We start from the raw sequence: 21,673 nt of genomic DNA, 5'->3' as shown, positions 1-21,673 counted from the left end.
GGGCTCTCCGGTCCCTGGGTCCCGCCCCCTCCACTCCCCCGCCGGGCCTCGGGCCTCAGGCGTCCAGCGCCTCGCGCCACTCCCGAACCGCCGCCGCGTCGACCGGGGCCGACCAGCCCGCCGGCCGCGCCGCGCCGCCGATGTGGAACGCGTCGATCCCCGCCGCCAGCAGCTGGGGCAGGTGGTGCAGGTGCAGGCCGCCGCCGACCAGGACCCGCGCCTGGTATCCCGGCTCGCCGCTGCGGGCCGCCTCGGCCAGGAGGGTCGGGATACCGGCGTCCACCCCGGCCGGGGAGCCCGCCGTGAGGAACGTGTCGAGGCCCGGCAGGTCCGCGAGCTGCTTGCGCAGGGCGTCGCGGTCGACGCACCGGTCGATCGCCCGGTGGAACGTCCACCGGCAGCCGTCCAGCTCGGCGGCGAGCCGCTCGACGGCGACGAGGTCGGCGTGGCCCTCCGCGTCGAGGAAGCCGAACACGAACTCCTCGGCCCCCGCCTCCCGCAGCTCGTGGGCCCGGCCGACCAGTACATCGATGTCACCGGCGGCGAAGCCGTCCGCCGTCCTGAGCATCACGCGCAGCGGAATGTCCACGGCGGACCTGATCGCCGCGAAGGTCTGCCGGGACGGTGTGAGACCGTCGGCGGCCATGTCGGTGACCAGTTCGAGGCGGTCTGCACCACCGGCCTGGGCAGCGACCGCGTCCTCCGCGTCGAGAGCGATCACCTCCAGGACTGCACGGTTGCTCATGGGTCCCCATTCCTCCGATACACAACTACAGGCCTACACGGCTATAGGTCTAGTCCAATGGCCAGCCTACGGGTGGCCGACGGGCCGCGCAGCCCTCTATCTGAACGCACAGGCGCGACGGGGCGCGACCCGGCCCCGCAGACGAGTGACGCACCCCTCCCGCCACACCTTGCACTTCATAGGGGAGGGGGGTATACATGAGGAGAGTTAGATATACCCCCTAGGGGTATATGGGACGGCTTCAGGGAGGACCCCCGTGTCCGCGCACTCCGCCACCACCGCAACCACCGCCGCCGAAACCCCCGCCGGGGCCGAGGCCGGTACCACCGCGGTCGAGCTCGCGATCGGCGGGATGACCTGCGCCTCGTGCGCGGCCCGTATCGAGAAGAAGCTCAACCGGATGGACGGCGTCGAAGCCACCGTCAACTACGCCACCGAGAAGGCGAAGGTCACCTACGCGGGCACCGACGTGTCCGTCGAGGATCTGATCGCCACCGTCGAGGCCACCGGCTACACCGCCCGGCCGCCCGCTCCGCCCGCAGCCGAAACCGCTGCCCCGCCCCCGGGGAGCGGTGATCCGGAACGGCACGCGACCGAGGACGACGGGCTCACCACCCTGCGCCAGCGGCTGGTCACCGCCGTCCTCCTCGCCGTACCGGTGATCGCCATGGCGATGGTCCCGGCGCTCCAGTTCGACTCCTGGCAGTGGCTCTCCCTGACGCTGGCCGCACCGGTCGTCACCTACGCGGCCTGGCCGTTCCACCGGGCCGCCTGGACGAACGCGAAGCACGGCGCGGCGACGATGGACACGCTGATCTCCGTCGGTACGTCGGCCGCGTTCCTCTGGTCGGTGTGGGCGCTGTTCTTCGGGACGGCGGGCATGGCCGGCATGACGCACCCCTTCGAGTTCACCATCGCCCGCAGCGACGGCGCCGGGAACATCTACCTGGAGGCCGCGGCCGGGGTGACGGCCTTCATCCTCGCCGGACGCTACTTCGAGGCGCGTTCGAAGCGGAAAGCCGGGGCGGCGCTGAAGGCTCTGATGGAGCTGGGGGCGAAGGAGGTCACGGTCCTGCGCGACGGCGCGGAGACGACGATCCCCACCTCGGCGTTGCAGGTCGGCGACCGTTTCGTCGTCCGTCCCGGGGAGAAGATCGCGACGGACGGGACAGTGGTCGAGGGCTCCTCGGCCGTGGACGCCTCGATGCTCACGGGCGAGTCCGTGCCCGTGGAGGTCACCGCCGGCGACACCGTCACCGGCGCCACCCTCAACGCCGGCGGACGCCTCGTCGTCGAAGCCACCCGCGTCGGCGGCGACACCCAACTCGCCCGCATGGCCGAACTCGTCCAGGACGCCCAGAACGGCAAAGCCTCCGCCCAACGCCTCGCCGACCGCATCTCCGCCGTCTTCGTCCCCATCGTCATCACCCTCGCCCTCGCCACCCTCGGCTACTGGCTCGGCAACGGCGCCGGACTCACCGCCGCCTTCACCGCAGCCGTCGCCGTCCTCATCATCGCCTGCCCCTGCGCCCTCGGCCTCGCCACCCCCACCGCCCTCATGGTCGGCACCGGACGCGGAGCCCAACTCGGCATCCTCATCAAAGGCCCCGAAGTCCTGGAGACCACCCGCCGCGTCGACACCATCGTCCTCGACAAGACCGGCACCGTCACCACCGGACGCATGACCCTCCAGACCACCCACACCACCCACACCACCGACACCACCGAAGCACTCCGGATCGCCGGAGCCCTGGAGAACGCCTCCGAACACCCCATCGCCCAAGCCGTCGCCACCGCCGCCACCACCGCCACCGGCCCCCTCCCCACCCCCGAGGACTTCACCAACATCCCCGGCCTCGGCGTCCAGGGCACCGTCGAGGGCCACACCGTCCTCGTCGGGCGCGAACAGCTCCTGGCCGAGTGGGAGATCCGCCTTCCCGCCCCTCTCGCCGAGGCGAAGAAGGCCGCGGAGGCCGCCGGACGCACCGCGATCACCGTCGCCTGGGACGGCGAGGCGCGGGCGGTACTGGAGGTCGCCGACGCGGTCAAGGACACGAGCGCCGAGGCCGTACGCCGGCTCCGCGCCCTCGGTCTGACCCCGATCCTCCTCACCGGTGACAACCGGGCCGTGGCGGAGGCCGTCGCGGCCGAGGTCGGCATCGACGAGGTGTACGCGGAGGTCATGCCGCAGGACAAGGTCGACGTGGTCAAGCGCCTTCAGGCCGAGGGCCGTTCGGTCGCGATGGTCGGGGACGGGGTCAACGACGCCGCCGCCCTCGCCCAGGCCGACCTGGGGCTCGCGATGGGCACCGGCACCGACGCCGCCATCGAGGCCGGGGACCTGACCCTGGTCCGCGGCGACCTCAACGCCGCCGCCGACGCGATCCGCCTCTCCCGCCGCACGCTGTCCACCATCCGGACCAATTTGTTCTGGGCCTTCGCCTACAACGTCGCCGCGCTCCCGCTGGCCGCCGCCGGGCTCCTCAACCCGATGATCGCCGGGGCCGCGATGGCCTTCTCGTCGGTCTTCGTGGTCGGCAACTCCCTGCGACTGCGCACCTTCAAGGCGGCGTGAGGCCTCCGTCACGGAGCCTGAGCGCGGTGGGACCGGGAGGGTCCCGCCGCGCTCAGGCGCGTACGAATCGCAGCCTGGTTCCCGGCACCGCCTGCGCCGCCGCGGCGAGGGCCCGTTCGGGGACGACCCCGACGACCGGGTAACCGCCGGTCGTCGGATGGTCGTTGAGGAAGACGACGGGCCGGCCGTCGGGCGGCACCTGGATCGCGCCCAGCACCATGCCCTCGCTGGGCAGTTCCTCCGTACGGGACCGCTCCAGCGGCGGGCCCTCCGTGCGCAGGCCGATGCGGTTGCTGTGCGGTGAGACCCGGTAGGCGGCGGTGAGGAGCGTACGGAGCGCGGCCTCGGTGAACCAGTCGTGGCGGGGCCCGGGATGAACCGGGAGCACCAGTTCGGCGGGGGCGCCCGGCCAGGGGACGGGACCGGCGTGCGGCGGCGGGCCGCCCGACGCCGGGTCACCCAGCGGGAGTTCGTCGCCCTCGCTCAGCGGGGCGGGCCCGAGCCCCGAGAGGAGGTCCGCCGAACGGCTGCCCAGCACCGGGTCCGGCACCAGCCCGCCCGCGAACGCCAGGTAGCTCCTCAGTCCGGTCCCGGCGGGCCCCGCGTCCAGCACCGCGCCCGCGGGGACCCGTACCGGCGCCCCCCACGCCACCGGCCGCCCGTCGACCGTCACCCGGCAGCCGGCCCCGCCCACGACGGCCACCACGGGCCGGTCCGGGCGGACCGCGCATCCGGTGAGGGTGGTCTCCAGGACGGCGGCGTCCGGCGGGTTGCCCACCAGCCGGTTGGCCAGCCGGGCGGCGGGCGCGTCCAGCGCCCCGGCCCGCCCGACCCCGAGGTGCGCCCGGCCGGGGCGGCCCGCGTCCTGCACGGTGGTCAGCGCTCCGGGGCGTACGACGTGCAGGTGGTGGCGGGCGGCGGGCGTCATGTGTCCACCCGGTCGCCGTCCGCGCGGGGAGTGGGCAGCGTGGCCGCCTTCCCCGCCCCCACCGGGACGAACCTGACCGGCGTCCCCGGCACCAGCAGCGCCGCCGGTTCCCGGCCCGGGTCCCACAGGGCCCCCGGATCCGGCGTCCGCCCGACGATCTGCCAGCCGCCCGGCGAGGGGCGCGGGTACACCCCCGTGTAGGGGCCGGCGAGGGCCACCGCCCCGGCCGGGACCCGGGTGCGCGGGGTCGTGCGCCGGGGCACGTGCAGCCGCTCGGGCAGCCCGGTGAGATAGCCGAACCCGGGGGCGAACCCACAGAACGCCACCCGGAACGCGGTACGGGAGTGCAGGGCGGCCACCCCGTCGGCCCCGACGCCCCAGAACGCGGCGACCTCGTCGAGATCGGGGCCGTCGTAGACCACGGGGACCTCCACCGGCTCGACGCTCTCGCGGCGCAGCGGCTCCACCCGCCACGAGGCGAGCTCCCGCGCCAACCGGTCCCGGGCCCCGGGTGTGCGCTCCGCGATCCCGTCGAGCAGGACGGTACGGGCGGCGGGGACGATGTCGCGCACGGCGGGGAGTCCGCCGCGCTCGCGACGCCTCAGCAGTTCGGCGTGGAAGGCCTCGGCGTGCTCGCCGTCGGCCAGCTCGACGAGCAGCGCGTGCGGGCCGGCGGGCAGGACGCGCAGCTCCCCCGGGCCGGTCACGCGAACGCCCGTACCGCGACGCCCGCTTCCTCCAGTGCGGCCCGCACCCGGCGGGCGAGAGCCGCCGCGCCCGGGGTGTCCCCGTGGACGCAGAGCGAGCGCGCCGAGACCGGTATCCGGCTGCCGTCCGCCCCGGTCACCACCCGCTCGACGGCCATCCCGACGCTCCGGCGTACGACGTCGTCCGGGTCGTGCACCACCGCGCCCGGCTCACCGCGCGGCACGAGGGTGCCCTGCGGGGTGTACGCGCGGTCGGCGAAGGCCTCCTCCACGGCGGGCAGTCCGGCCTCGGACGCGTGGGCGAGCAGCCGGGATCCGGGCAGCCCGAGCACGGCCGGGTCTCCGCCCGCGAGACGGACGCCCGCGACGACGGCGGCGGCCTGGTCGTCGTCCCAGACGGCCCGGTTGTAGAGGGCGCCGTGCGGTTTGACGTACGAGACGGTGGATCCGGCGGCCTGGGCGAAGACCCGCAACGCGCCTATCTGGTAGGCGATCTCGGCGGTCAGCTCGGCGGACGGCACGTCCATCGACCGGCGCCCGAACCCGGCCAGGTCGCGGTAGGAGACCTGCGCCCCGATCCGTACGCCGCCGGCCGCCGCCGCATCGCAGACCCGCCGCATCACGGAGGCGTCGCCCGCGTGGAAGCCGCAGGCCACGTTGGCGCTCGTGACGCAGGCGAGGAGCGCGTCGTCGTCGGTCAGGGTCCAGGTGCCGAAGCCCTCGCCGAGGTCGGCGTTGAGATCCATCATCACGGGCGCACGGTAGGCCCGTCCGGGCCGGGGCGACAAGGGCGGTCCGGAGGGCGGAATCCCTCCTCGGAACCCGTACGTCCTAGAGTCGCCCCATGACGGACCACAGCCCCCACCCGCCCCAGGGATCCGACGCCGAGGCCGGCCTCCGGGGCCGCTGGCACGACACGCTGGTGGCCGCGCGCGCCGGGGCGGACGGCCCCGATCCGCTGCCGTACGCCGAAAACCTCCTCGCCCGCTGGGCCGAACCGCAGCGCCGCTACCACACGACCGCCCACCTGAGCACGGTCCTGGACCGGGTCGACGCGCTGGCCGGCCACGCCGACGACGTGCACGCGGTACGGCTCGCCGCCTGGTTCCACGACGCGGTGTACCGGCCCGACCGGAGCGAGAACGAGGAGCGCAGCGCCGCCCTCGCCGAGCGCGCACTGCCCGAGGCGGGGGTGCCGGCCGCGGTGTCGGCGGAGGTCGCCCGGCTGGTCCGGCTCACCGTCACGCACGACCCTGCCGACGGCGACCGCAACGGGGAGGTGCTGTGCGACGCCGACCTGGCGATCCTGGCGGGCGGCCCGCAGGAGTACGCGGCGTACGCGGCCCAGGTCCGGGAGGAGTACGGCTTCGTCCCGGACGAGGCGTTCCGGGCGGGCCGGGCGGCGGTCCTGCGCCAACTCCTGCGCCTGCCACGGCTGTTCCGTACCCCCTACGGCGCGGCGGAGTGGGAGGCGCGGGCCCGGCACAACCTGGCGACGGAGCTGGAGCTGCTGACCTCGTCCGGCACAGGCACAGGCACAGGCACAGACACCGGCACCGGCACCGGCTGACCACGCGTCACACCCCCGTGAATGTTCCGGTTCGTTCACGGTGTCGTCCCGGTCATGCCCTCGTCCGACCGGTGGAGCCCCTCGACCGCTAACGTCGGGCATCGCAGATGCACACACCCTGCAAAGGCAGCCTGTTCATCTTTCCGCTCAGACAACTCCACGGGGGTAAGGCGAAATGTCCAAGGGACTCGGCACGACGGTCGGCAGAACCTCCCGGCGGCGAATCCTGCGACTGGCGGGGGGCGGTCTCACGATGGCGGTGCTCGGAGCCGGCCTGACCGGCTGCGAGGACGAGCTCGCGACCGGCGGCGAGGGCAGCACGCCGCCGCCGCGCAGCGCCTCCCCCGAGAACGGCAAGGCGCCCTCGGACGGCGGGGCCCCCGCGCCGCTGTGGACGAAGTCGGTCTCGGCGCAGACGTACGGGGACAACGACGAGCTGGTGACCGTGGACGGCGTGGTCATCGCGAGCGGCGATCCGCTGGCCGCGCTCGACGGCGCGACGGGCAAGGAGCGGTGGTCGTTGCCCGGCGGCGCGGTGCCCGGTGCGCCGCTGCTGCTCGGCAACGACACGCTGTACCTGGCCAGCGGCCGGTACGACGGCAACGTCATCGGTTACGTACCGGGGTCCGGCAAGGAGACCTGGCGCAGCCACCTCGGCAAGGAGTACCGGCAGCCCAGGCCGATCGCGGTGGACGGGGAGCAGGTGTACGTCATCGCCGAGATCCTGGAGGCCGACCACTCGTCCCACACCAACGTGATCGCCGCGCTGAACAGCACCACGGGAAAGGTCGCCTGGAAGGAACAGCGCGACCTCGGCACCGAGCAGAACGGCATCCACGCCGCCGTACAGGGCCGCTATCTCGTCTACACCGACTTCAAGAACAACCTCACGGTCCGCGACACCGCCACCGGCAGGCAGGTGTGGACGCAGAAGACGACGAAGACGAGCTACGGGCCGTTCGTCGTCCACCAGGATCTGGTGATCGTTCCGCAGGGGCAGCGGCTCCAGGCCTTCGCGCTGTCGGACGGGGCCGAGAAGTGGTCGGTCGAGGCCGAGGAGTTCACCACGTTCCGTGAGCCGAGCATCGTGGAGGACGTGCTGTACATCGGGGACAGCGGCCGCACGCTGTGGGCCCTGCGGCCGGGGACCGGAAAGAAGGTCTGGCAGTCCACGGCCCTCAAGGACGCGAGCGCGCAGGTGCCCCGGCAGTTCGTCAAGGCGGGCGGCACCCTCTACGCGGCCACCGACCTGGACCCGCAGGGCGGCGTCCACGCCTTCGACGCGAAGACGGGCGGGCTGCGCTGGACGTTCAACGACAAGTCCGGCGACCACCACGCCTGGCTGGTGGCCACCGACGGGAAGCGCGTCTACGCCCTGCACGGCAAGAAGCTCCACGCCCTGCCCGTGTGACACATGACGGGGGCGTGAACAGGCGGGCCGCCCTCCCGGCGCCGGGGAATGCGGAAGCCTTCTCCGGCGTTGGGACGAGTCATGCCCGACTCTCCCTCCCGCCGCGCACCCATGCCCCTGGCCGTATACATTCTCGGCCTCTCGGTCTTCGCACTCGGCACCAGCGAGTTCATGCTGTCGGGCCTGCTCCCGCCGATCGCCGACGACATGAACGTGTCGATCCCGCAGGCCGGGCTCCTCATATCGGCGTTCGCGATCGGCATGGTGGTCGGCGCCCCGCTGCTGGCCGTCGCCACGCTGCGGCTGCCGCGCCGCACCACGCTCATCGCGCTGATCTCGGTCTTCGGCCTGGGGCAGATCGCCGGTGCGCTGGCCCCGACGTACGAGATCCTCTTCGCCTCCCGCGTCGTGAGCGCGCTCGCCTGTGCGGGTTTCTGGGCGGTCGGCGCGGCCGTGGCCATCGCGATGATCCCGGTGAACCAGCGGGCCCGGGCCATGGCCGTGATGATCGGCGGCCTGTCCGTCGCCAACGTGCTGGGCGTACCGCTGGGGGCCTTCCTCGGCGAGCACCTCGGCTGGCGGTCGGCGTTCTGGGCGGTGGGCGCGGCCTCGGCGGTGGCCCTGGCCGGTGTGGTGACCCGCATCCCGCGCATCCCGCTGCCCGAGAAGAAGCCCGAGCTGAAGCGGGAGCTGGCGATCTACCGGGACCGGCAGGTCTGGCTGGCCATCGTGATCACCGCGCTCGCGGCGGGCGGGGTGTTCTGCGCGTTCAGCTACCTGGCACCGCTGCTGACGGACGTGGCGGGCCTCGACTCGGGCTGGGTGCCGTGGATCCTCGGCCTGTTCGGGGTGGGCGCGCTGATCGGCACGATGGTCGGCGGCCGGGTCGCGGACGCGCATCTCTTCGGGGTGCTGCTGAGCGGGATCACGGCGTCCACGGTGTTCCTGGTGGCGCTGGCCCTGTTCGCCTCCAGCCAGATCGCGGTGATCGCGCTGTCCTTCCTGCTGGGCCTGTCCGCCTTCTTCACGGCCCCCGCGCTCAACGCCCGGATGTTCAACCTTGCCGGGGCCGCCCCGACGCTGGCCGGAGCCACCACGACGGCGGCGTTCAACCTGGGCAACACGAGTGGCCCGTGGCTCGGTGGCACGGTGATCGACCTGGACTTCGGCTTCGCCTCCACGGCCTGGGCGGGCGCGGCGATGACGGCCCTGGCCCTGGCGGCGGTGGGCGTGGCGCTACGCCTCCAGCGCGGCGGCGCGGACGGGACCGGCGGGACGCGGTCCCGGTCCCGGCTGATCGCGAAGAGCACGGCGGCTCGCGCGGAGCGGCCGGCGCGAGCGGACTCGGTCCCCTCGACGGGCGCGTGAGGGGCGGCCCACGACCGGGCAGCCGCACACCGCCGGCACCCCCCGGCGGGCCCGCTACCCGGGCGTCGAGGGCTCCGCCGGCGCACGGCGCGCCGTGGGCGCAGGACTCCCCGTCGGTGCCGGCCGCCCCTTCGGCCTGCGCAGCCCGGCCGCGGTGAGGCGCCGGACCAGCTCCTTCGAGCCGACCTCCCGGGCCCCGGCCCGTACCGCGTCCGCGTAGTGCGCCTCCGGTACGTCGTAGTGGTCGCGCTCGAAGGCGCGCGGCGGGCAGCCGATCGCGGCGGCGAAGGCGTGCAGCTCCTCGAACGAGACATCGCTCACCAGGTGCGACCAGAGGCGGCCGTGTCCGGGCCAGGTGGGCGGGTCGATGTAGAGCGTCACCGCCGCAGCACCTCGCCCAGCGCCCCCACCGGCGCCACCGCCACCGCCGCCTTGGTGCAGACCCAGTGCGGGTCGGGCCCGAGCTCCGGCTCGACGTCCAGGGCGTGCGGCTCGTCCTCCGGCGAACAGGCGGGGCACAGCGGCCACCGCCCGTACCGCTCCAGCAGGGCGTCCTGGACGTCCTGGGCGACCAGGCCGGCGACGAACTCCGCGCCTTCGGGCCACTGCTCCAGCCACCACCGGCGGTGCGTCACCGCGTCCTCGACCAGCGAGACGACGTCCGCCTCGGCGACGTCGGCCGCCGCCACATCGGCCATGACGCGTGCGCGGGCGGCGTGCAGGGCCTGCTCCAGGGGGTTCAACTCCATGCCCCCATTGTGCGCCCGCGCGCGGAAGGCCCCTCCGGAGATCTCGCCGGACCCCCGCCGAAGACCCGGCGAGAGATCCCGCCAGAGGTCCGGACCACAGAGGGTTGACGGACCCCGAGGTTGAAAATATCTTTCAGATGTGACCAGTGATGTGAAGGAAATTTTCAGCAGCGACTCGCCGCCGGCCCCCGCGGCCCTCGCCGCCAAGGTCCGGACCCTCGCCCCCTCCATGACCCGCTCGATGCAGCTGGTCGCCGAAGCCGTGGCGGGCGACCCGGCCGGCTGCGCCGCCCTCACCGTCACCGGTCTCGCCGAGCGCACCGGCACCAGCGAAGCCACCGTCGTCCGCACCGCCCGCCTCCTCGGCTACCCCGGCTACCGGGACCTGCGCCTCGCGCTGGCCGGCCTCGCCGCGCACCAGGAGTCGGGCCGGGCCCCGGCCGTCACCGCCGACATCGCGGTGGACGACCCGATCGCCGACGTGGTCGCCAAGCTCGCCTACGACGAGCAGCAGACCCTCGCCGACACCGCCGCCGGGCTCGACACGGTACAGCTGGGGGCGGCCGTCGCCGCCGCGTCGACCGCCCGCCGCATCGACGTCTACGGTGTCGGGGCGTCCTCCCTCGTCGGCCAGGACCTGGCGCAGAAGCTGCTCCGGATCGGGCTGATCGCCCACGCCCACATGGACCCGCACCTCGCGGTGACCAACGCCGTGCAGCTGCGCAGCGGCGACGTGGCCATCGCGATCACGCACTCCGGCTCCACCGGCGATGTGATCGAGCCGCTGCGGGTCGCCTTCGACCGCGGGGCGACGACGATCGCGATCACCGGGCGGCCCGACGGGCCCGTGTCGCAGTACGCGGACCATGTGCTGACCACGTCGACCGCACGCGAGAGCGAGCTGCGCCCCGCCGCCATGTCGAGCCGGACGAGCCAGCTGCTCGTCGTCGACTGCCTGTTCATAGGCGTCGCGCAGCGGACCTACGAGACCGCCGCGCCCGCCCTGGCCGCCTCCTACGAGGCGCTCGCCCACCGCCACACCCCGCGCACCCGCTGACAGCCACCGCCGCCCCATACCCGTACGCGTACACGTCCGAGCACCCCGAGAAAGCTGAGCCGCACCTCATGACCTCCACCACCGACGCGAACACCGACACCCCCGGGACCTCCGGGACGTACGGCGAGCTCCGTGCCCAGCTGGCCACCCTCACCACCGAGGCGTTCCGCCCCGAGCTGGCCGAGATCGACCGGCTGTCCACCGAGGAGATCGCGCGGATCATGAACGGCGAGGACGCCACGGTCCCGGCCGCCGTCGCCGAGCGGCTGCCGCAGATCGCCGCGGCCATCGACGCCACCGCCGAGCGCATGGCCCGCGGCGGCCGGCTGGTCTACGCGGGCGCGGGCACGGCGGGCCGCCTCGGGGTGCTGGACGCCAGCGAGTGCCCGCCCACCTTCAACACCGACCCGTCCGAGGTCGTCGGCCTGATCGCGGGCGGCCCCTCCGCCATGGTCACCGCCGTCGAGGGCGCGGAGGACAGCAAGGAGCTGGCCGCCGCCGACCTGGACGCGCTGAAGCTGACGGCCGACGACACGGTGGTCGGCATCTCCGCCTCCGGTCGCACCCCGTACGCGATCGGCGCGGTCGAGCACGCCCGCGAGCGGGGGGCCCTGACGATCGGCCTCTCCTGCAACGCGGAGTCGGCGCTCGCCGCGGCGGCGGAACACGGCCTGGAGGTCGTCACAGGACCCGAGCTGCTCACCGGCTCGACCCGGCTGAAGGCGGGCACGGCGCAGAAGCTGGTCCTCAACATGATCTCGACGGTCACGATGATCCGGCTCGGCAAGACGTACGGGAATCTCATGGTCGACGTCCGCGCTTCCAACGAGAAGCTGCGGGCCCGCTCCCGCCACATCGTCTCCCTGGCCACCGGCGCGTCCGACACCGCGATCGAGGCCGCCCTCGCCGCCACCGACGGCGAGGTCAAGAACGCGATCCTGGTCATCCTCGGCCAGGTCGACGGCCCCACCGCCGCCCGGCTCCTCACCGAGTCCGACGGCCACCTGCGCGCCGCTCTCGCGGCCGTACGCACCACCTGACCCACCCGGGCTCCCCACCCCCGCACAGCAAGGCACCCAGCACCATGGCCACTGAAGACAAGAACCGCGCCACCGCGGCCGCGATCCTGCCGCTCGTCGGCGGGGCCGCGAACGTCGCCTCCATCGCCCACTGCATGACCCGGCTCCGTCTCGGGCTGCACGACCGGTCCCTCGTCGACGACGAGGCGCTGAAGGCCCTGCCCGCCGTGATGGGCGTCGTCGAGGACGACACGTACCAGATCGTGCTGGGTCCGGGCACGGTCGCCCGGGTCACCCCGGAGTTCGAGCAGCTGGTCGAGGAGGAGCGCGAGAGCGCCCCGGCACCCGAACCCGGGGGTCCGGCCGCCGTCTCGTCCGACGATCTGGCGGCGCAGGGCGCGGCGATCAAAGCACAGCAGAAGGCGAAGAACGCGACCCCCTTCAAGCTGTTCCTGCGGAAGATCGCCAACATCTTCGTGCCGCTGATCCCGGCGCTGATCGGCTGCGGGATCATCGCGGGCCTCAACGGCCTGCTGGTGAACCTGGAGTGGCTGCCCGCCGTGACGCCCGCGCTGGCGGCGATGGCGTCGGGCTTCATGGCGCTGATCGCGGTGTTCGTGGGCTACAACACGGCGAAGGAGTTCGGCGGGACGCCGATCCTGGGCGGTGCGGTGGCGGCGATCATCGTCTTCCCGGGCGTCGCGAACATCGACGCCTTCGGCCAGACGCTCTCGTCGGGCCAGGGCGGTGTGCTCGGTGCGCTGGGCGCGGCGGTGCTCGCGGTGTACGTGGAGAAGTGGTGCCGCCGGTGGGTGCCGGAGGCGCTGGACGTCCTGGTCACCCCGACCCTGACGGTCCTGATCTCCGGGCTGGCCACGATCTTCGGCCTGATGTACGTGGCCGGGGAGATCTCCTCCGCGATCGGTACGTTCGCCGACTGGCTGCTCTCCAACGGCGGCGCGGGCGCGGGCTTCGTACTCGGCGGCCTGTTCCTGCCCCTGGTCATGCTGGGCCTGCACCAGGCGCTGATCCCGATCCACACGACCCTCATCGAGCAGCAGGGCTACACGGTCCTGCTGCCGATCCTGGCGATGGCCGGGGCGGGCCAGGTCGGCGCGGCGATGGCGGTCTACTTCCGCCTCCCCCGCAACGAGTCGATCCGCCGCACGATCAGGTCGGCGCTCCCGGCGGGCCTGCTGGGCGTCGGCGAACCCCTGATCTACGGCGTCTCGCTCCCGCTGGGCCGCCCGTTCGTCACGGCGTGCGTGGGCGGGGCGTTCGGAGGCGGCTTCGTCGGCCTGTTCAACCAGCTCGGCGACACGGTGGGCTCGACGGCCATCGGCCCGTCCGGCTGGGCCCTGTTCCCGCTCCTGGACGGCAACCACGGCCTGGGCTCGACGATCGCGATCTACGCGGGCGGCCTGCTGGTGGGCTACGTCGCCGGCTTCCTGACGACGTACTTCTTCGGCTTCAGCAAGGACCTGCTGGCCGAGTTCGACGTCTCCCAGGAACCGACCGCGTCCACGATCGCCGCCACGGGCGGCACGCCCCCGGCGACCACGCCCCCCACCCCGGGCGGCCCGGACTCCGGCAACACGGACCCGGGTTCCCCGGCGAAGGCCCCGGCGGGGGTCTGACCTCCGGCTCGCGCGCGGCCGGGGCGCCGACCCACCTCTGTGGGCGGCGCCCCGGCCGCGTCCTGCCGACACGTTCTACGGACCACGTCCCACGGACCGCGCACCGCGTCCTGCGGACTACGCCTCAAGGGCCGCCCCACACCGGTCTCCGGACCGATCCGCCCGCCGCGCCCCGCCGCCTAGCGTCGTCCTCATGCGCATCGGACTGCTCGGCACCGGAAATGTCGCCCGCGCCCTGGCCACCGGCTGGCGCGCCGCGGGGCACGACGTCCTCCTCGGATCGCGTCATCCGAAGGAACGGACCGATCTCGGCCTGCCCGTCGCGGGCCTCGACGAGACGGCAGCACACGCGGAGGTCCTGGTCAACGCGACGCCCGGCGGCGTCTCGGTGGACCTGCTCCGCTCGATCGGGGCCCCGGCGCTGGCCGGCACCCTGCTGATCGACGTCGGGGTCGGCCTCTCCGACGACTTCAGCGCCCTCACCCACCCCAACAGCAGCCTGGGCGAACTGATCCAGGAGGCGTTCCCCCTGACCCCCGTCGTCAAGACGCTCTGCACGATGGACTCGACCACGATGGCCGCCCCGGGCGAGCTCACCGAGCCGGGCACGGTCTTCCTCTCCGGCGACGACCCCGGGGCCAAGGCCACCACGGGCCGGCTGCTCACGGACCTCGGCTGGCCGGCCTCCTCCCAGCTGGACATCGGCGGCATCACGACCGCGCGCGGACAGGAGCACTTCGCGTTCCTGTTCATGGGGATCGCGGGCGGGGTGGACTCCCACACCTTCAACATCAAGGTGGTCACCCGTCCGTAGCCGCTCGACGGATCACGAAGCGCCCGGGAACTCCCCCGTCGGCAGCCGCACGTGGGTTCTGCGTCCGCCCCGCCGCCAGAGGCGGCCGACGGGGCCGGTGGTACCGGTGGTCGCACCGGGTGTAGGCCGCCCCTCCCCGGGCACACGAAGTCCAGCGGAAACAGCGGCCATGCATCGATGATCCGCCGTAAGAACGCCACAAGAACGAGCCAGGCGACCTTCGCGAAAGGAGCCACAATGAGCGACTCCCTCTGGGGCTACCAGCCGTCGAGCGGTCACACCGCGGGCATCGATCTCACCGGCTATTCGGTCGAGGCGACCGACGGCAGTATCGGAAAGGTCGACAAGCATTCCGACGAGGTGGGCTCGGCCTATCTGCTCGTCGACACCGGGGTCTGGATCTTCGGCAAGCACGTCCTGCTGCCCGCGGGCACGGTGAAGCGCATCGACGCGGAGGACCGGAAGGTCTACGTCGACCTCACCAAGGAGCAGGTCAAGGACTCCCCGGAGTTCGACCGTCACCAGCAGACCGAGGACCCGGCCTACCACGAGCAGTTGTCCGCGCACTACATGGCGTACCGCGTCATGTGACGGCGACCGGCGTACGCCCCCGAACGGCGGCGGGCCCGACCCCGAGGAGGGGTCGGCCCCGCCGTCTCACGCGTGAGCCCTCATCCCGCCAGGCCCGACCAGAACGGCACCCGGTCCCCGGCGGCAGGCTCCCGCCACCGCTCCCCCGGGCCCGGGTCCCCGAACTCCCGCTCCACCCACTCCGCGAGGTCCCGCCCGTAGTGGATGGTGTCCGCACCGACGACGGAGAGCACCGGCCGCCCATGAGCACCCGTCTCCGCGCCCGCCTCCGACGCCAGATACCGGTGCGAGTAGAGCGGGATCAGTGTCGGCACGGAGGAGAGCGCGGCCCGTGCCGCCGCGACGGCCTCCGCCGGGTCCGCCGGGCGCGGCCCCCACCGTCCGCCGGGCAGCCACCAGCCGTGCTCCACCGAGAACAGAAGCCCCTCCACCGGCCACCCCAGCCGCTCCCGGATCAGCTCGGGGTCGCCGTCCCGCCAGTTCGGCCACGGGTTCCGCGGGGACTCGCCCTCCTCCCGCGGCGCCGCCCGGTCCACCGGCAGCCCGGCCGCCAGGAAACCGCGGTGGTCGGGGGCGAACGCGATGCCGTACTCCGCCTCGATCCGGTCGAACTCCGCATCGCTCAGACCGGGTCGCAGCTCGCACCCGCCCAGCTCCACCAGGCGGCGTGCCGCCCGTGCCCCTGCCCGTACTCCCTCACGTACCGCCTCGTCACCGGTCATCGCAGCAGCCTAACGACAGCCGCTCCTGGGAGCGCTCTCAACGCTGTCGGCGCCCGGCGCTAGGCTGTAGACGATCCGGCGGCGACACCGAGCCCGCGCCACGCACCCGTCCACACGGGCCGCAGACGCACCCGCAGACGCACGCACCAGCCCGCGTGTCGCCGCCCCGTCGACAAGGAGCGACCGCCTTGCCCGAGCAGTCCCCCGGGTCCCGGCCCACCCTGGAAGCCGTCGCGGCACGCGCGGGGGTGTCGCGGGCCACCGCCTCGCGGGTCGTCAACGGGGGCGACGGTGTCCGCAAGCCGCTCGTGGACAAGGTGCTCAAAGCCGTCGAGGAGCTGGGTTACATCCCGAACCACGCGGCGCGGACCCTCGTCACGCGGCGCACCGGAGCGGTGGCCGTGGTCATCGCGGAGCCGGAGACCCGGTTCTTCTCGGACCCCTTCTTCTCCCAGCAGATCCGGGGGATCAGCAAGGAGCTCACCGCCCACGACACCCAGCTCGTCCTGCTGCTGGTGGAGGGGCCCGGGGACTTCGACCGGATCGCCCGGTACCTCTCCGGCGGCCATGTCGACGGGGCGCTCGCCTTCTCGCTGCACACCGACGACCCGGTGCCCGCCATCACCCGGCGGGCGGGCATTCCGGCGGTGTACGGCGGGCGGCCGAGCTGGACCGCCGACCCGGGCGACCAGGCCGTTCCGTACGTCGACGCGGACAACCGGGGCGGGGCGCGGCTGGCCGTGCAGTATCTGCGGGACCTGGGGCGCCGGCGTATCGCGCACATCGCCGGGCCCGCCGACCAGACCTCCGCGATGGACCGGCTGGACGGCTACCGGGACGTGCTGCTGGACGTGGACCCGACGCTCGTCGCGGACGGGGCGTTCACCGTGGAGAGCGGGGCCCGGGCGATGGCGGAACTGCTGGACCGGCGACCCGACCTGGACGCGGTGTTCGTCGCCAACGACCTGATGGCCTCGGGCGCGCTGCGGGTCCTGCGCGAGCGGGGGATCTCCGTGCCGGAGCAGGTGGCGCTGGTGGGCTTCGACGACATGGACTCGGTGGCCTCGGAGACGGATCCGCCGCTGACGACCGTCGGCCAGGAGATCGAGGGGCAGGGGCGGCTGATGGCCCGCCTGCTGCTGCGCGCCCTGGACCGGGAGCGTACGGGCAGCGGCGACGTCCCGGAGTCGGTGATCACGCCGACCACACTGGTACGGCGGGCCTCCGCCTGAAGCCGGGCCGCCCCGGGCATGCGGGCGGCGGGCCTCCGCCCGAGGAGCCGGAGACCCGCCGCGTCCTGTGTCACCCGTACCGGCCGTCCCCCAGGGGCCGGCCGGTACGGATCACCGTCCACCGGCCGTCGGCCGCCCGGTGGCCGGCCGCGGTCACTGGTACGGAATCCGCAGCACCGCCGCGTCCGTACCGGTCTGCACCTGGGACGTGCCGTTGCCGAGCGCGTTCCAGATCTCCAGCCGGACCGTGCCGTTCTTCAGCTCGCCCAGGCTGCCGGTGGCCGCCTGGACGCCCGCCGCCTGCGTGTACTCCTCCCAGCCGCCCACCGGGTCGGTCGCGAAGTAGCGGAAGGTCTCGGCTCGGTCGAAGGTGCCGTCGCCGGTCAGGTCGTAGCTGACCCGGACCTGCGGGGCGAGCCCGACCTTCGTGCCCGCGTCCACCCGGAGGCGGAACGCGGTGGCGGCCCCGGCGGTGACCTTGCCGTTGACCTTCTTCACCTCGTAGACGGTCGGGCGGTACGGGGTGCCGTCCCGGTTGACGCCGTCGGCCGAGGCGATGGTGTCCGCGCCCGCCGGGTCGGTGGTGGCGGTGGTGAGGACGCCGCCGGTCTTGAGGCGGAAGGTGTTGCCGGTGCCGGGCTCCCCGGGCTCCTCCGGGTCGGGGCCGGTGCCACCGGGCCCGGTGCTCGTGGCCGTCGAACGGGCGGGCACGGACAGGGTCTTGCCGTCGGAGAAGGTCACGGTACGGGCGGTGGAGCCGTGGTTGTGCGCGGTGTAGGTGCGGGTCCCGTTCTTCGAGAAGACGGCGGAGGTCGGGATGTCTCCGCTGACCGTCATGTCGGGGGCGCCCACCGCCGCGAGGGTGTTGATCCAGTGGTAGGTGTGTGCCTTGGACTCGCCCTGCTCGGGGGTGTAGTTCCCGTTCACCCCGTCCCACTTCGCCTTCGCGGACGCCGGGTCGGACAGTGACTCGAACTCCCAGAGCAGGTCGCGCCACTCCTGGGCGGGTCCGCCGTTCTCGCGCTCCATCTCGGCGATGTTCCGCTTGATGGCGGCCTTCTCGCGGGCGAGGTGGAGCGAACCGCCGGTCACCGGAAGGACGTTGATGCCGTGGATCTCCTCCGGGTTGGCGGTCCACCAGGTGGAGTACGCGCCGCCGCTGCCCCAGACCATGCCCACCGTGTCGTGGCCGAAGGACGCGGGGAAGACCTGCTGCGAGGCGTCGAACCAGTACTGGGTGATCGCCTCGGACTCCGTCGTCAGCAGGTAGCTGCCGAGGTCGCGGAGGTTGTTGTCGCCGGTGGCCGAGCCCCAGAGCACCAGTCCCGCGCTGAGGTTGATGGACTCCGAGGACGACTCCTGGTTGTTGCCCGCCGCGAAGCCCTGGTGGCCGGAGGCCCAGCTGTGGCCCGCGTACACGTCGAAGCCGCGCAGGAAGGGATAGGCGGAGTCGGTGCGGCTGGGGTTGGCGGTGTCACGGATCAGGTGCTTGATCATCGTGCCCCAGGCCGAGTCGGCCGCCCACGCCTGGTCGTACTGGGCGACGATCGCCGCCGCGTAGACGTAGTAGCTGTAGTGGAAGTGGTGGTCGTTGAGCTCGGTGTCGCTGCCGTACGAGGCCGGGTAGCCGGTGAGGGTCTTCCAGTCCTTGTCGTAGCTGAACTCACTGGCCCCGCCCGCCGTGAACCACTCCTGGAGCCGGCCCTTCATCAGGCCGAGGAGCTTGTCGCGGGTGGCGGTCGCGCCGATCTGGTCGGCGACGGGCACCAGCTGGGCGAGCCGGCCGAGCGCCTTGCCGGTCCAGTAGGTGTCGGTGGCTCCGGAGAACGGGTCGGCGGCGTTCGCGACCTCGTTGAGGTAGCCGGTCAGCCGGGCCTTGTCGACACCGCTGGAGGCGGGCAGAGCCGGCACGACGCCGTTGTTCTTCTGACTGGTGGTGAAGGCGGCGGACTCGCGCACCTTCATCGTGCCGCGCGGCGACACGTACGTGTACGGGGTCAGCGCGTCGGAGGTGTGCAGCCACTGGTGGCGGTAGAGGGCCTGGAGCGTGCCGCGCTCGGTGCCCTCCTTGGCCTCGGTGGTCAGGCTGTAGGTGGCCCGTACGTTGCCGCCGGTGGTCTGCCAGGCCACCTGGGATCCGGTGACGAAACTGAAGGCGTACTTCCGGTAGGTGGCGAGCGCGTCCGTGGAGGGCAGCACGGCGAGCGAGAAGTAGTCCTTGGAACCGAGCCCGGCGGTGATCGTGGAACCGGAGATGTTCCAGTCGCTGCCGGTCGGCGCGAAGAGCGCGTAGTGGTGCCCGGCGACGGTGATGCCGAGGACGTTGCCCTGGTCGGAGAAGACCGTGGGCGCGGAGGCGGTCGTGATGCGGGCGTCGCCGCCGGAGCCCTTGGCGTACACGAAGGGCATCCCGTGGCCGATGGTGGCCCGGAAGGTGCGCGACGCGTCGGCCCAGTAGGGCGTGACGGTCCAGTCGGACCAGGCGTCGGCCTTGGTGTCGGGCGAGTTCAGGCCGGAGAGCCCGACGGTGAGGTCGGCTTTGTGGGCGTACTCGTACTGGCGGCCGTCGCCGACGATCGCGGGCGTGGTCGGATAGCCGACCTCCAGGCCGGAGGCCTTGGCCTGGTACGTGAGCGGGTGACCGTACATGGGGGTGCTGTACGGGTTGTCGCCGTAGCGCTGGAAGGCCAGCGAGGACCACCAGTCGTTGGTCGGGACCGGCTTGTCCCGCACGGCGCTGGTGAGCTTCGGGGTGACGGGCGCGCCGGTGTTGGTGGTCGGCCCCTGGGTGCCGGCCGGGCGCGAGTCGGTGTAGCTGCCGGCGCCGGCGGGGATGGTGGCGGCGGCAGCGGGGGAAGCGGCGGGGCCCAGGCCCACGGCGGCCACGGCGATCGCGAGGAGCGTCGCGGCCGCGGGTCTGGGGGTGACTCGGGAAACGAGTCCGGAGAGGGAGGTCAGCACGAGCAGCACCTCGATCATGGGGGGCGAAGAGCGCGTTCGAGAGCGCTCTCAAGTGCCAAGGAACGTAAAACTCCTGAAACGTGAGTGTCAAGAGAACGCACACGGACGGCAGTTGGACGGACGTCCCATGTAACCCCAAGCCGTTATGCGTTCGAGTCTTGACGGGGCGGGGGTGGTGGGGGACGCTCCAGACGCAGGTTTTGAGAGCGCTCTCAAGGCGCTCGGTTCATCCCGAAGCCAAGGGAGGCTTCCCATGCCCATCGCCCGAGCCGCCAAGAGAGCCACCGCCCGCCTCGGCGCGGTCGTCCTCGCCGGGGCCCTCCTCGCCGCCTGTGGATCCAGCGACTCGTCGGACTCCTCCGACAGCGCGGGCGGGAAGGTCACGCTCAACGTCGACCTCTTCGGGTCCTTCGGCTTCAAGGAGGCCGGCCTGTACGAGGAGTACCAGAAGCTCAACCCGAACATCACGATCAAGCAGAGCGACACCCAGGACGAGGCGGACTACTGGAAGTCGCTCCAGACCCGGCTCGCGGGCGGCGGCGGCCTGGCGGACGTGCAGGGCGTGGAGGTGGGCCGTATCGCGTCGGTCACCCAGCAGCAGTCCGACAAGTTCCAGGACCTGAAGGAGTTCGGGGCCGACAAGCTCAAGGGCGAGTTCGCCGAGGCCAAGTGGTCGGCGGCGACCACCAAGGACGGCAAGATCCTGGGCCTCGGCACGGACGTGGGCCCCGAGGCGATGTGCTACCGCACGGACCTCTTCAAGGAGGCCGGGCTCCCCACGGACCGCGAGGAGCTCGCATCGAGGTGGGCCACGTGGGACGGCTACCTGGAGCTGGGCAAGGAGTACAAGAAGAAGGCCCCCGCCAAGAGCGCCTGGCTGGACAGCGTCGGATCGCTCTACGGGATCATGATCGGCCAGGAGAAGGAGCGCTACTACGACGCCTCCGGCGAGCTGATCTACGACAAGAACCCGGCGGTCAAGGAAGCCTGGGACACCTCCGTCGAGGCGGCCGAGGCGGGCCTGAGCGCCAAGCTCGACCAGTGGTCCCCGCAGTGGAACCAGGCGTTCGCCGCCGGTTCCTTCGCCACCATCCCCTGCCCGGCCTGGATGCTCGGCTACATCAAGGGCCAGGCCGGTGACGGCGGCCAGGGCAAGTGGGACATCGCCAAGCTGCCCGGCGGCGCGGGCAACTGGGGCGGCTCGTACCTCTCCATCCCGCGTGCGGCCGAGCACAAGGAGGAGGCGTACAAGCTGATCGAGTGGCTGACCGCCCCCGAGCAGCAGGCGAAGGTCTTCCAGAAGCAGGGGAACTTCCCGTCCTCGACGGGCGCCATCGAGACGATCGCGGACGCCGAGGACGAGTACTTCTCGGGCGCGCCGATCGGCCAGATCTTCGGTGACGCGGCGAAGGAGTCCCCGGTCCAGGTGCTGGGTGTGCACGACCAGAACGTGATGCAGCAGATCACGAACGCGCTGAGCGAGGTCGAGCGCAAGGGTGTGTCGTCGGACAAGGCGTGGGGGACGGCGAAGAAGGGCGTGGACAACGTGATCGGCTGACGCCGACGCGCGCTGTCCTCTTCCCGGGG

The 21,673-nt window shown here is 72.8% G+C and carries 19 protein-coding genes; 11 read left to right on the top strand and 8 right to left on the bottom strand.

Features of this window, described 5'->3' with window-relative positions; translation table 11 throughout:
* Positions 1-55 precede the first annotated feature (55 nt).
* Entirely contained in the window at positions 56-745 is a 690-nt protein-coding gene (locus tag RNL97_RS18500; protein ID WP_243314675.1) for a copper homeostasis protein CutC, read from the bottom strand.
* A gap of 256 nt (positions 746-1,001) precedes the next feature.
* On the opposite strand from RNL97_RS18500, the gene RNL97_RS18495 reads away from it, so the two are divergent.
* Positions 1,002-3,320, top strand: a complete 2,319-nt coding sequence (locus RNL97_RS18495; protein WP_313750961.1) for a heavy metal translocating P-type ATPase — start codon at positions 1,002-1,004, stop codon at positions 3,318-3,320.
* 52 nt (positions 3,321-3,372) lie between these two features.
* Here RNL97_RS18495 and RNL97_RS18490 read toward each other — a convergent pair whose 3' ends face one another.
* The 3 genes from RNL97_RS18490 to RNL97_RS18480 are packed head-to-tail and all read right to left on the bottom strand — an operon-like array spanning position 3,373 to position 5,701.
* Positions 3,373-4,248 (bottom strand): 5-oxoprolinase subunit C family protein, encoded by an 876-nt coding sequence (locus tag RNL97_RS18490; RefSeq protein ID WP_243314672.1) that lies wholly within the window; start codon positions 4,246-4,248, stop codon positions 3,373-3,375.
* Positions 4,245-4,955: a 5-oxoprolinase subunit B family protein gene (locus RNL97_RS18485; RefSeq protein ID WP_243314670.1), complete on the bottom strand. Its 711-nt coding sequence runs from the start codon at positions 4,953-4,955 to the stop codon at positions 4,245-4,247. Before RNL97_RS18485 ends, RNL97_RS18490 begins: the two co-directional genes overlap by 4 nt.
* The gene (locus RNL97_RS18480) at positions 4,952-5,701 is read right to left on the bottom strand and encodes a LamB/YcsF family protein (protein WP_030593571.1); all 750 of its coding nucleotides are present in this window, start codon (positions 5,699-5,701) and stop codon (positions 4,952-4,954) included. The genes RNL97_RS18485 and RNL97_RS18480 overlap by 4 nt, the downstream gene beginning before the upstream one ends.
* 98 nt (positions 5,702-5,799) lie before the next feature.
* Here RNL97_RS18480 and RNL97_RS18475 point away from each other — a divergent pair, with 98 nt between their 5' ends.
* From RNL97_RS18475 to RNL97_RS18465, 3 genes are all read left to right on the top strand, one after another.
* Positions 5,800-6,525, top strand: coding sequence for an HD domain-containing protein (locus RNL97_RS18475; RefSeq protein ID WP_313750960.1), 726 nt, complete (start codon positions 5,800-5,802; stop codon positions 6,523-6,525).
* A gap of 175 nt (positions 6,526-6,700) precedes the next feature.
* Complete coding sequence (locus tag RNL97_RS18470) at positions 6,701-7,936, top strand: PQQ-binding-like beta-propeller repeat protein (protein WP_030593566.1); 1,236 nt, start codon at positions 6,701-6,703, stop codon at positions 7,934-7,936.
* Between the two features lie 111 nt (positions 7,937-8,047).
* Positions 8,048-9,304: a Cmx/CmrA family chloramphenicol efflux MFS transporter gene (locus tag RNL97_RS18465; RefSeq protein ID WP_313751645.1), complete on the top strand. Its 1,257-nt coding sequence runs from the start codon at positions 8,048-8,050 to the stop codon at positions 9,302-9,304.
* Positions 9,305-9,358: 54 nt separating this feature from the next.
* On the opposite strand, the gene RNL97_RS18460 is transcribed toward RNL97_RS18465, so the two are convergent.
* Together RNL97_RS18460 and RNL97_RS18455 are read right to left on the bottom strand one after the other, a co-directional pair.
* Positions 9,359-9,685, bottom strand: coding sequence for a DUF4031 domain-containing protein (locus tag RNL97_RS18460; protein ID WP_050500267.1), 327 nt, complete (start codon positions 9,683-9,685; stop codon positions 9,359-9,361).
* On the bottom strand, positions 9,682-10,053 hold the full coding sequence (locus tag RNL97_RS18455; protein ID WP_243314664.1) for a hypothetical protein: 372 nt from the start codon (positions 10,051-10,053) through the stop codon (positions 9,682-9,684). Before RNL97_RS18455 ends, RNL97_RS18460 begins: the two co-directional genes overlap by 4 nt.
* 139 nt (positions 10,054-10,192) lie before the next feature.
* Here RNL97_RS18455 and RNL97_RS18450 point away from each other — a divergent pair, with 139 nt between their 5' ends.
* The 5 genes from RNL97_RS18450 (at position 10,193) to RNL97_RS18430 (ending at position 15,171) form a co-directional block, all read left to right on the top strand.
* A complete protein-coding gene (locus RNL97_RS18450; RefSeq protein ID WP_030593557.1) occupies positions 10,193-11,110 on the top strand; it encodes a MurR/RpiR family transcriptional regulator in 918 nt (305 codons plus the stop codon).
* 68 nt (positions 11,111-11,178) lie between these two features.
* Positions 11,179-12,150 (top strand): N-acetylmuramic acid 6-phosphate etherase, encoded by a 972-nt coding sequence (gene murQ / locus RNL97_RS18445; RefSeq protein WP_032766868.1) that lies wholly within the window; start codon positions 11,179-11,181, stop codon positions 12,148-12,150.
* 44 nt (positions 12,151-12,194) lie between these two features.
* On the top strand, positions 12,195-13,766 hold the full coding sequence (locus tag RNL97_RS18440) for a PTS transporter subunit EIIC (RefSeq protein WP_313750959.1): 1,572 nt from the start codon (positions 12,195-12,197) through the stop codon (positions 13,764-13,766).
* Between the two features lie 193 nt (positions 13,767-13,959).
* Positions 13,960-14,580, top strand: coding sequence for an NADPH-dependent F420 reductase (locus RNL97_RS18435; RefSeq protein ID WP_030593548.1), 621 nt, complete (start codon positions 13,960-13,962; stop codon positions 14,578-14,580).
* A gap of 237 nt (positions 14,581-14,817) precedes the next feature.
* Positions 14,818-15,171, top strand: coding sequence for a PRC-barrel domain-containing protein (locus RNL97_RS18430; RefSeq protein WP_030593545.1), 354 nt, complete (start codon positions 14,818-14,820; stop codon positions 15,169-15,171).
* Between the two features lie 80 nt (positions 15,172-15,251).
* Here RNL97_RS18430 and RNL97_RS18425 read toward each other — a convergent pair whose 3' ends face one another.
* A complete protein-coding gene (locus RNL97_RS18425; RefSeq protein WP_030593542.1) occupies positions 15,252-15,893 on the bottom strand; it encodes a hypothetical protein in 642 nt (213 codons plus the stop codon).
* A gap of 188 nt (positions 15,894-16,081) precedes the next feature.
* Here RNL97_RS18425 and RNL97_RS18420 point away from each other — a divergent pair, with 188 nt between their 5' ends.
* Positions 16,082-17,125, top strand: a complete 1,044-nt coding sequence (locus RNL97_RS18420; RefSeq protein ID WP_030593540.1) for a LacI family DNA-binding transcriptional regulator — start codon at positions 16,082-16,084, stop codon at positions 17,123-17,125.
* A 153-nt stretch (positions 17,126-17,278) separates the two neighbouring features.
* Here RNL97_RS18420 and RNL97_RS18415 read toward each other — a convergent pair whose 3' ends face one another.
* Positions 17,279-20,104 (bottom strand): glycosyl hydrolase, encoded by a 2,826-nt coding sequence (locus RNL97_RS18415; RefSeq protein ID WP_313750958.1) that lies wholly within the window; start codon positions 20,102-20,104, stop codon positions 17,279-17,281.
* Between the two features lie 235 nt (positions 20,105-20,339).
* Between RNL97_RS18415 and RNL97_RS18410 the strand changes: the two genes are divergently transcribed.
* Positions 20,340-21,644 carry an ABC transporter substrate-binding protein gene (locus RNL97_RS18410; RefSeq protein ID WP_030593534.1) on the top strand — a complete coding sequence of 435 codons (1,305 nt, stop codon included), beginning with the start codon at positions 20,340-20,342 and terminating at the stop codon, positions 21,642-21,644.
* Positions 21,645-21,673 lie beyond the last annotated feature (29 nt).

Origin of the sequence: Streptomyces parvus, from assembly GCF_032121415.1 — a bacterium.
GTDB classification, from domain to species: Bacteria; Actinomycetota; Actinomycetes; order Streptomycetales; family Streptomycetaceae; genus Streptomyces; species Streptomyces globisporus_A.
The sequence above is the reverse complement of the archived record's forward strand: the minus strand, read 5'-3'. Positions and strand labels throughout refer to the sequence as shown.

Bases quoted from the DNA above. Each gene is read 5' to 3' on its own strand.
- RNL97_RS18465 (WP_313751645.1), top strand. From the start codon at position 8,048: ATGCCCCTGGCCGTATACATTCTCGGCCTCTCGGTCTTCGCACTCGGC.
- RNL97_RS18415 (WP_313750958.1), bottom strand. From the start codon at position 20,104: ATGATCGAGGTGCTGCTCGTGCTGACCTCCCTCTCCGGACTCGTTTCC.
- RNL97_RS18425 (WP_030593542.1), bottom strand. From the start codon at position 15,893: ATGACCGGTGACGAGGCGGTACGTGAGGGAGTACGGGCAGGGGCACGG.
- RNL97_RS18410 (WP_030593534.1), top strand. From the start codon at position 20,340: ATGCCCATCGCCCGAGCCGCCAAGAGAGCCACCGCCCGCCTCGGCGCG.
- RNL97_RS18470 (WP_030593566.1), top strand. From the start codon at position 6,701: ATGTCCAAGGGACTCGGCACGACGGTCGGCAGAACCTCCCGGCGGCGA.
- murQ (WP_032766868.1), top strand. From the start codon at position 11,179: ATGACCTCCACCACCGACGCGAACACCGACACCCCCGGGACCTCCGGG.
- RNL97_RS18430 (WP_030593545.1), top strand. From the start codon at position 14,818: ATGAGCGACTCCCTCTGGGGCTACCAGCCGTCGAGCGGTCACACCGCG.
- RNL97_RS18480 (WP_030593571.1), bottom strand. From the start codon at position 5,701: ATGGATCTCAACGCCGACCTCGGCGAGGGCTTCGGCACCTGGACCCTG.
- RNL97_RS18455 (WP_243314664.1), bottom strand. From the start codon at position 10,053: ATGGAGTTGAACCCCCTGGAGCAGGCCCTGCACGCCGCCCGCGCACGC.
- RNL97_RS18475 (WP_313750960.1), top strand. From the start codon at position 5,800: ATGACGGACCACAGCCCCCACCCGCCCCAGGGATCCGACGCCGAGGCC.
- RNL97_RS18500 (WP_243314675.1), bottom strand. From the start codon at position 745: ATGAGCAACCGTGCAGTCCTGGAGGTGATCGCTCTCGACGCGGAGGAC.
- RNL97_RS18435 (WP_030593548.1), top strand. From the start codon at position 13,960: ATGCGCATCGGACTGCTCGGCACCGGAAATGTCGCCCGCGCCCTGGCC.
- RNL97_RS18440 (WP_313750959.1), top strand. From the start codon at position 12,195: ATGGCCACTGAAGACAAGAACCGCGCCACCGCGGCCGCGATCCTGCCG.
- RNL97_RS18490 (WP_243314672.1), bottom strand. From the start codon at position 4,248: ATGACGCCCGCCGCCCGCCACCACCTGCACGTCGTACGCCCCGGAGCG.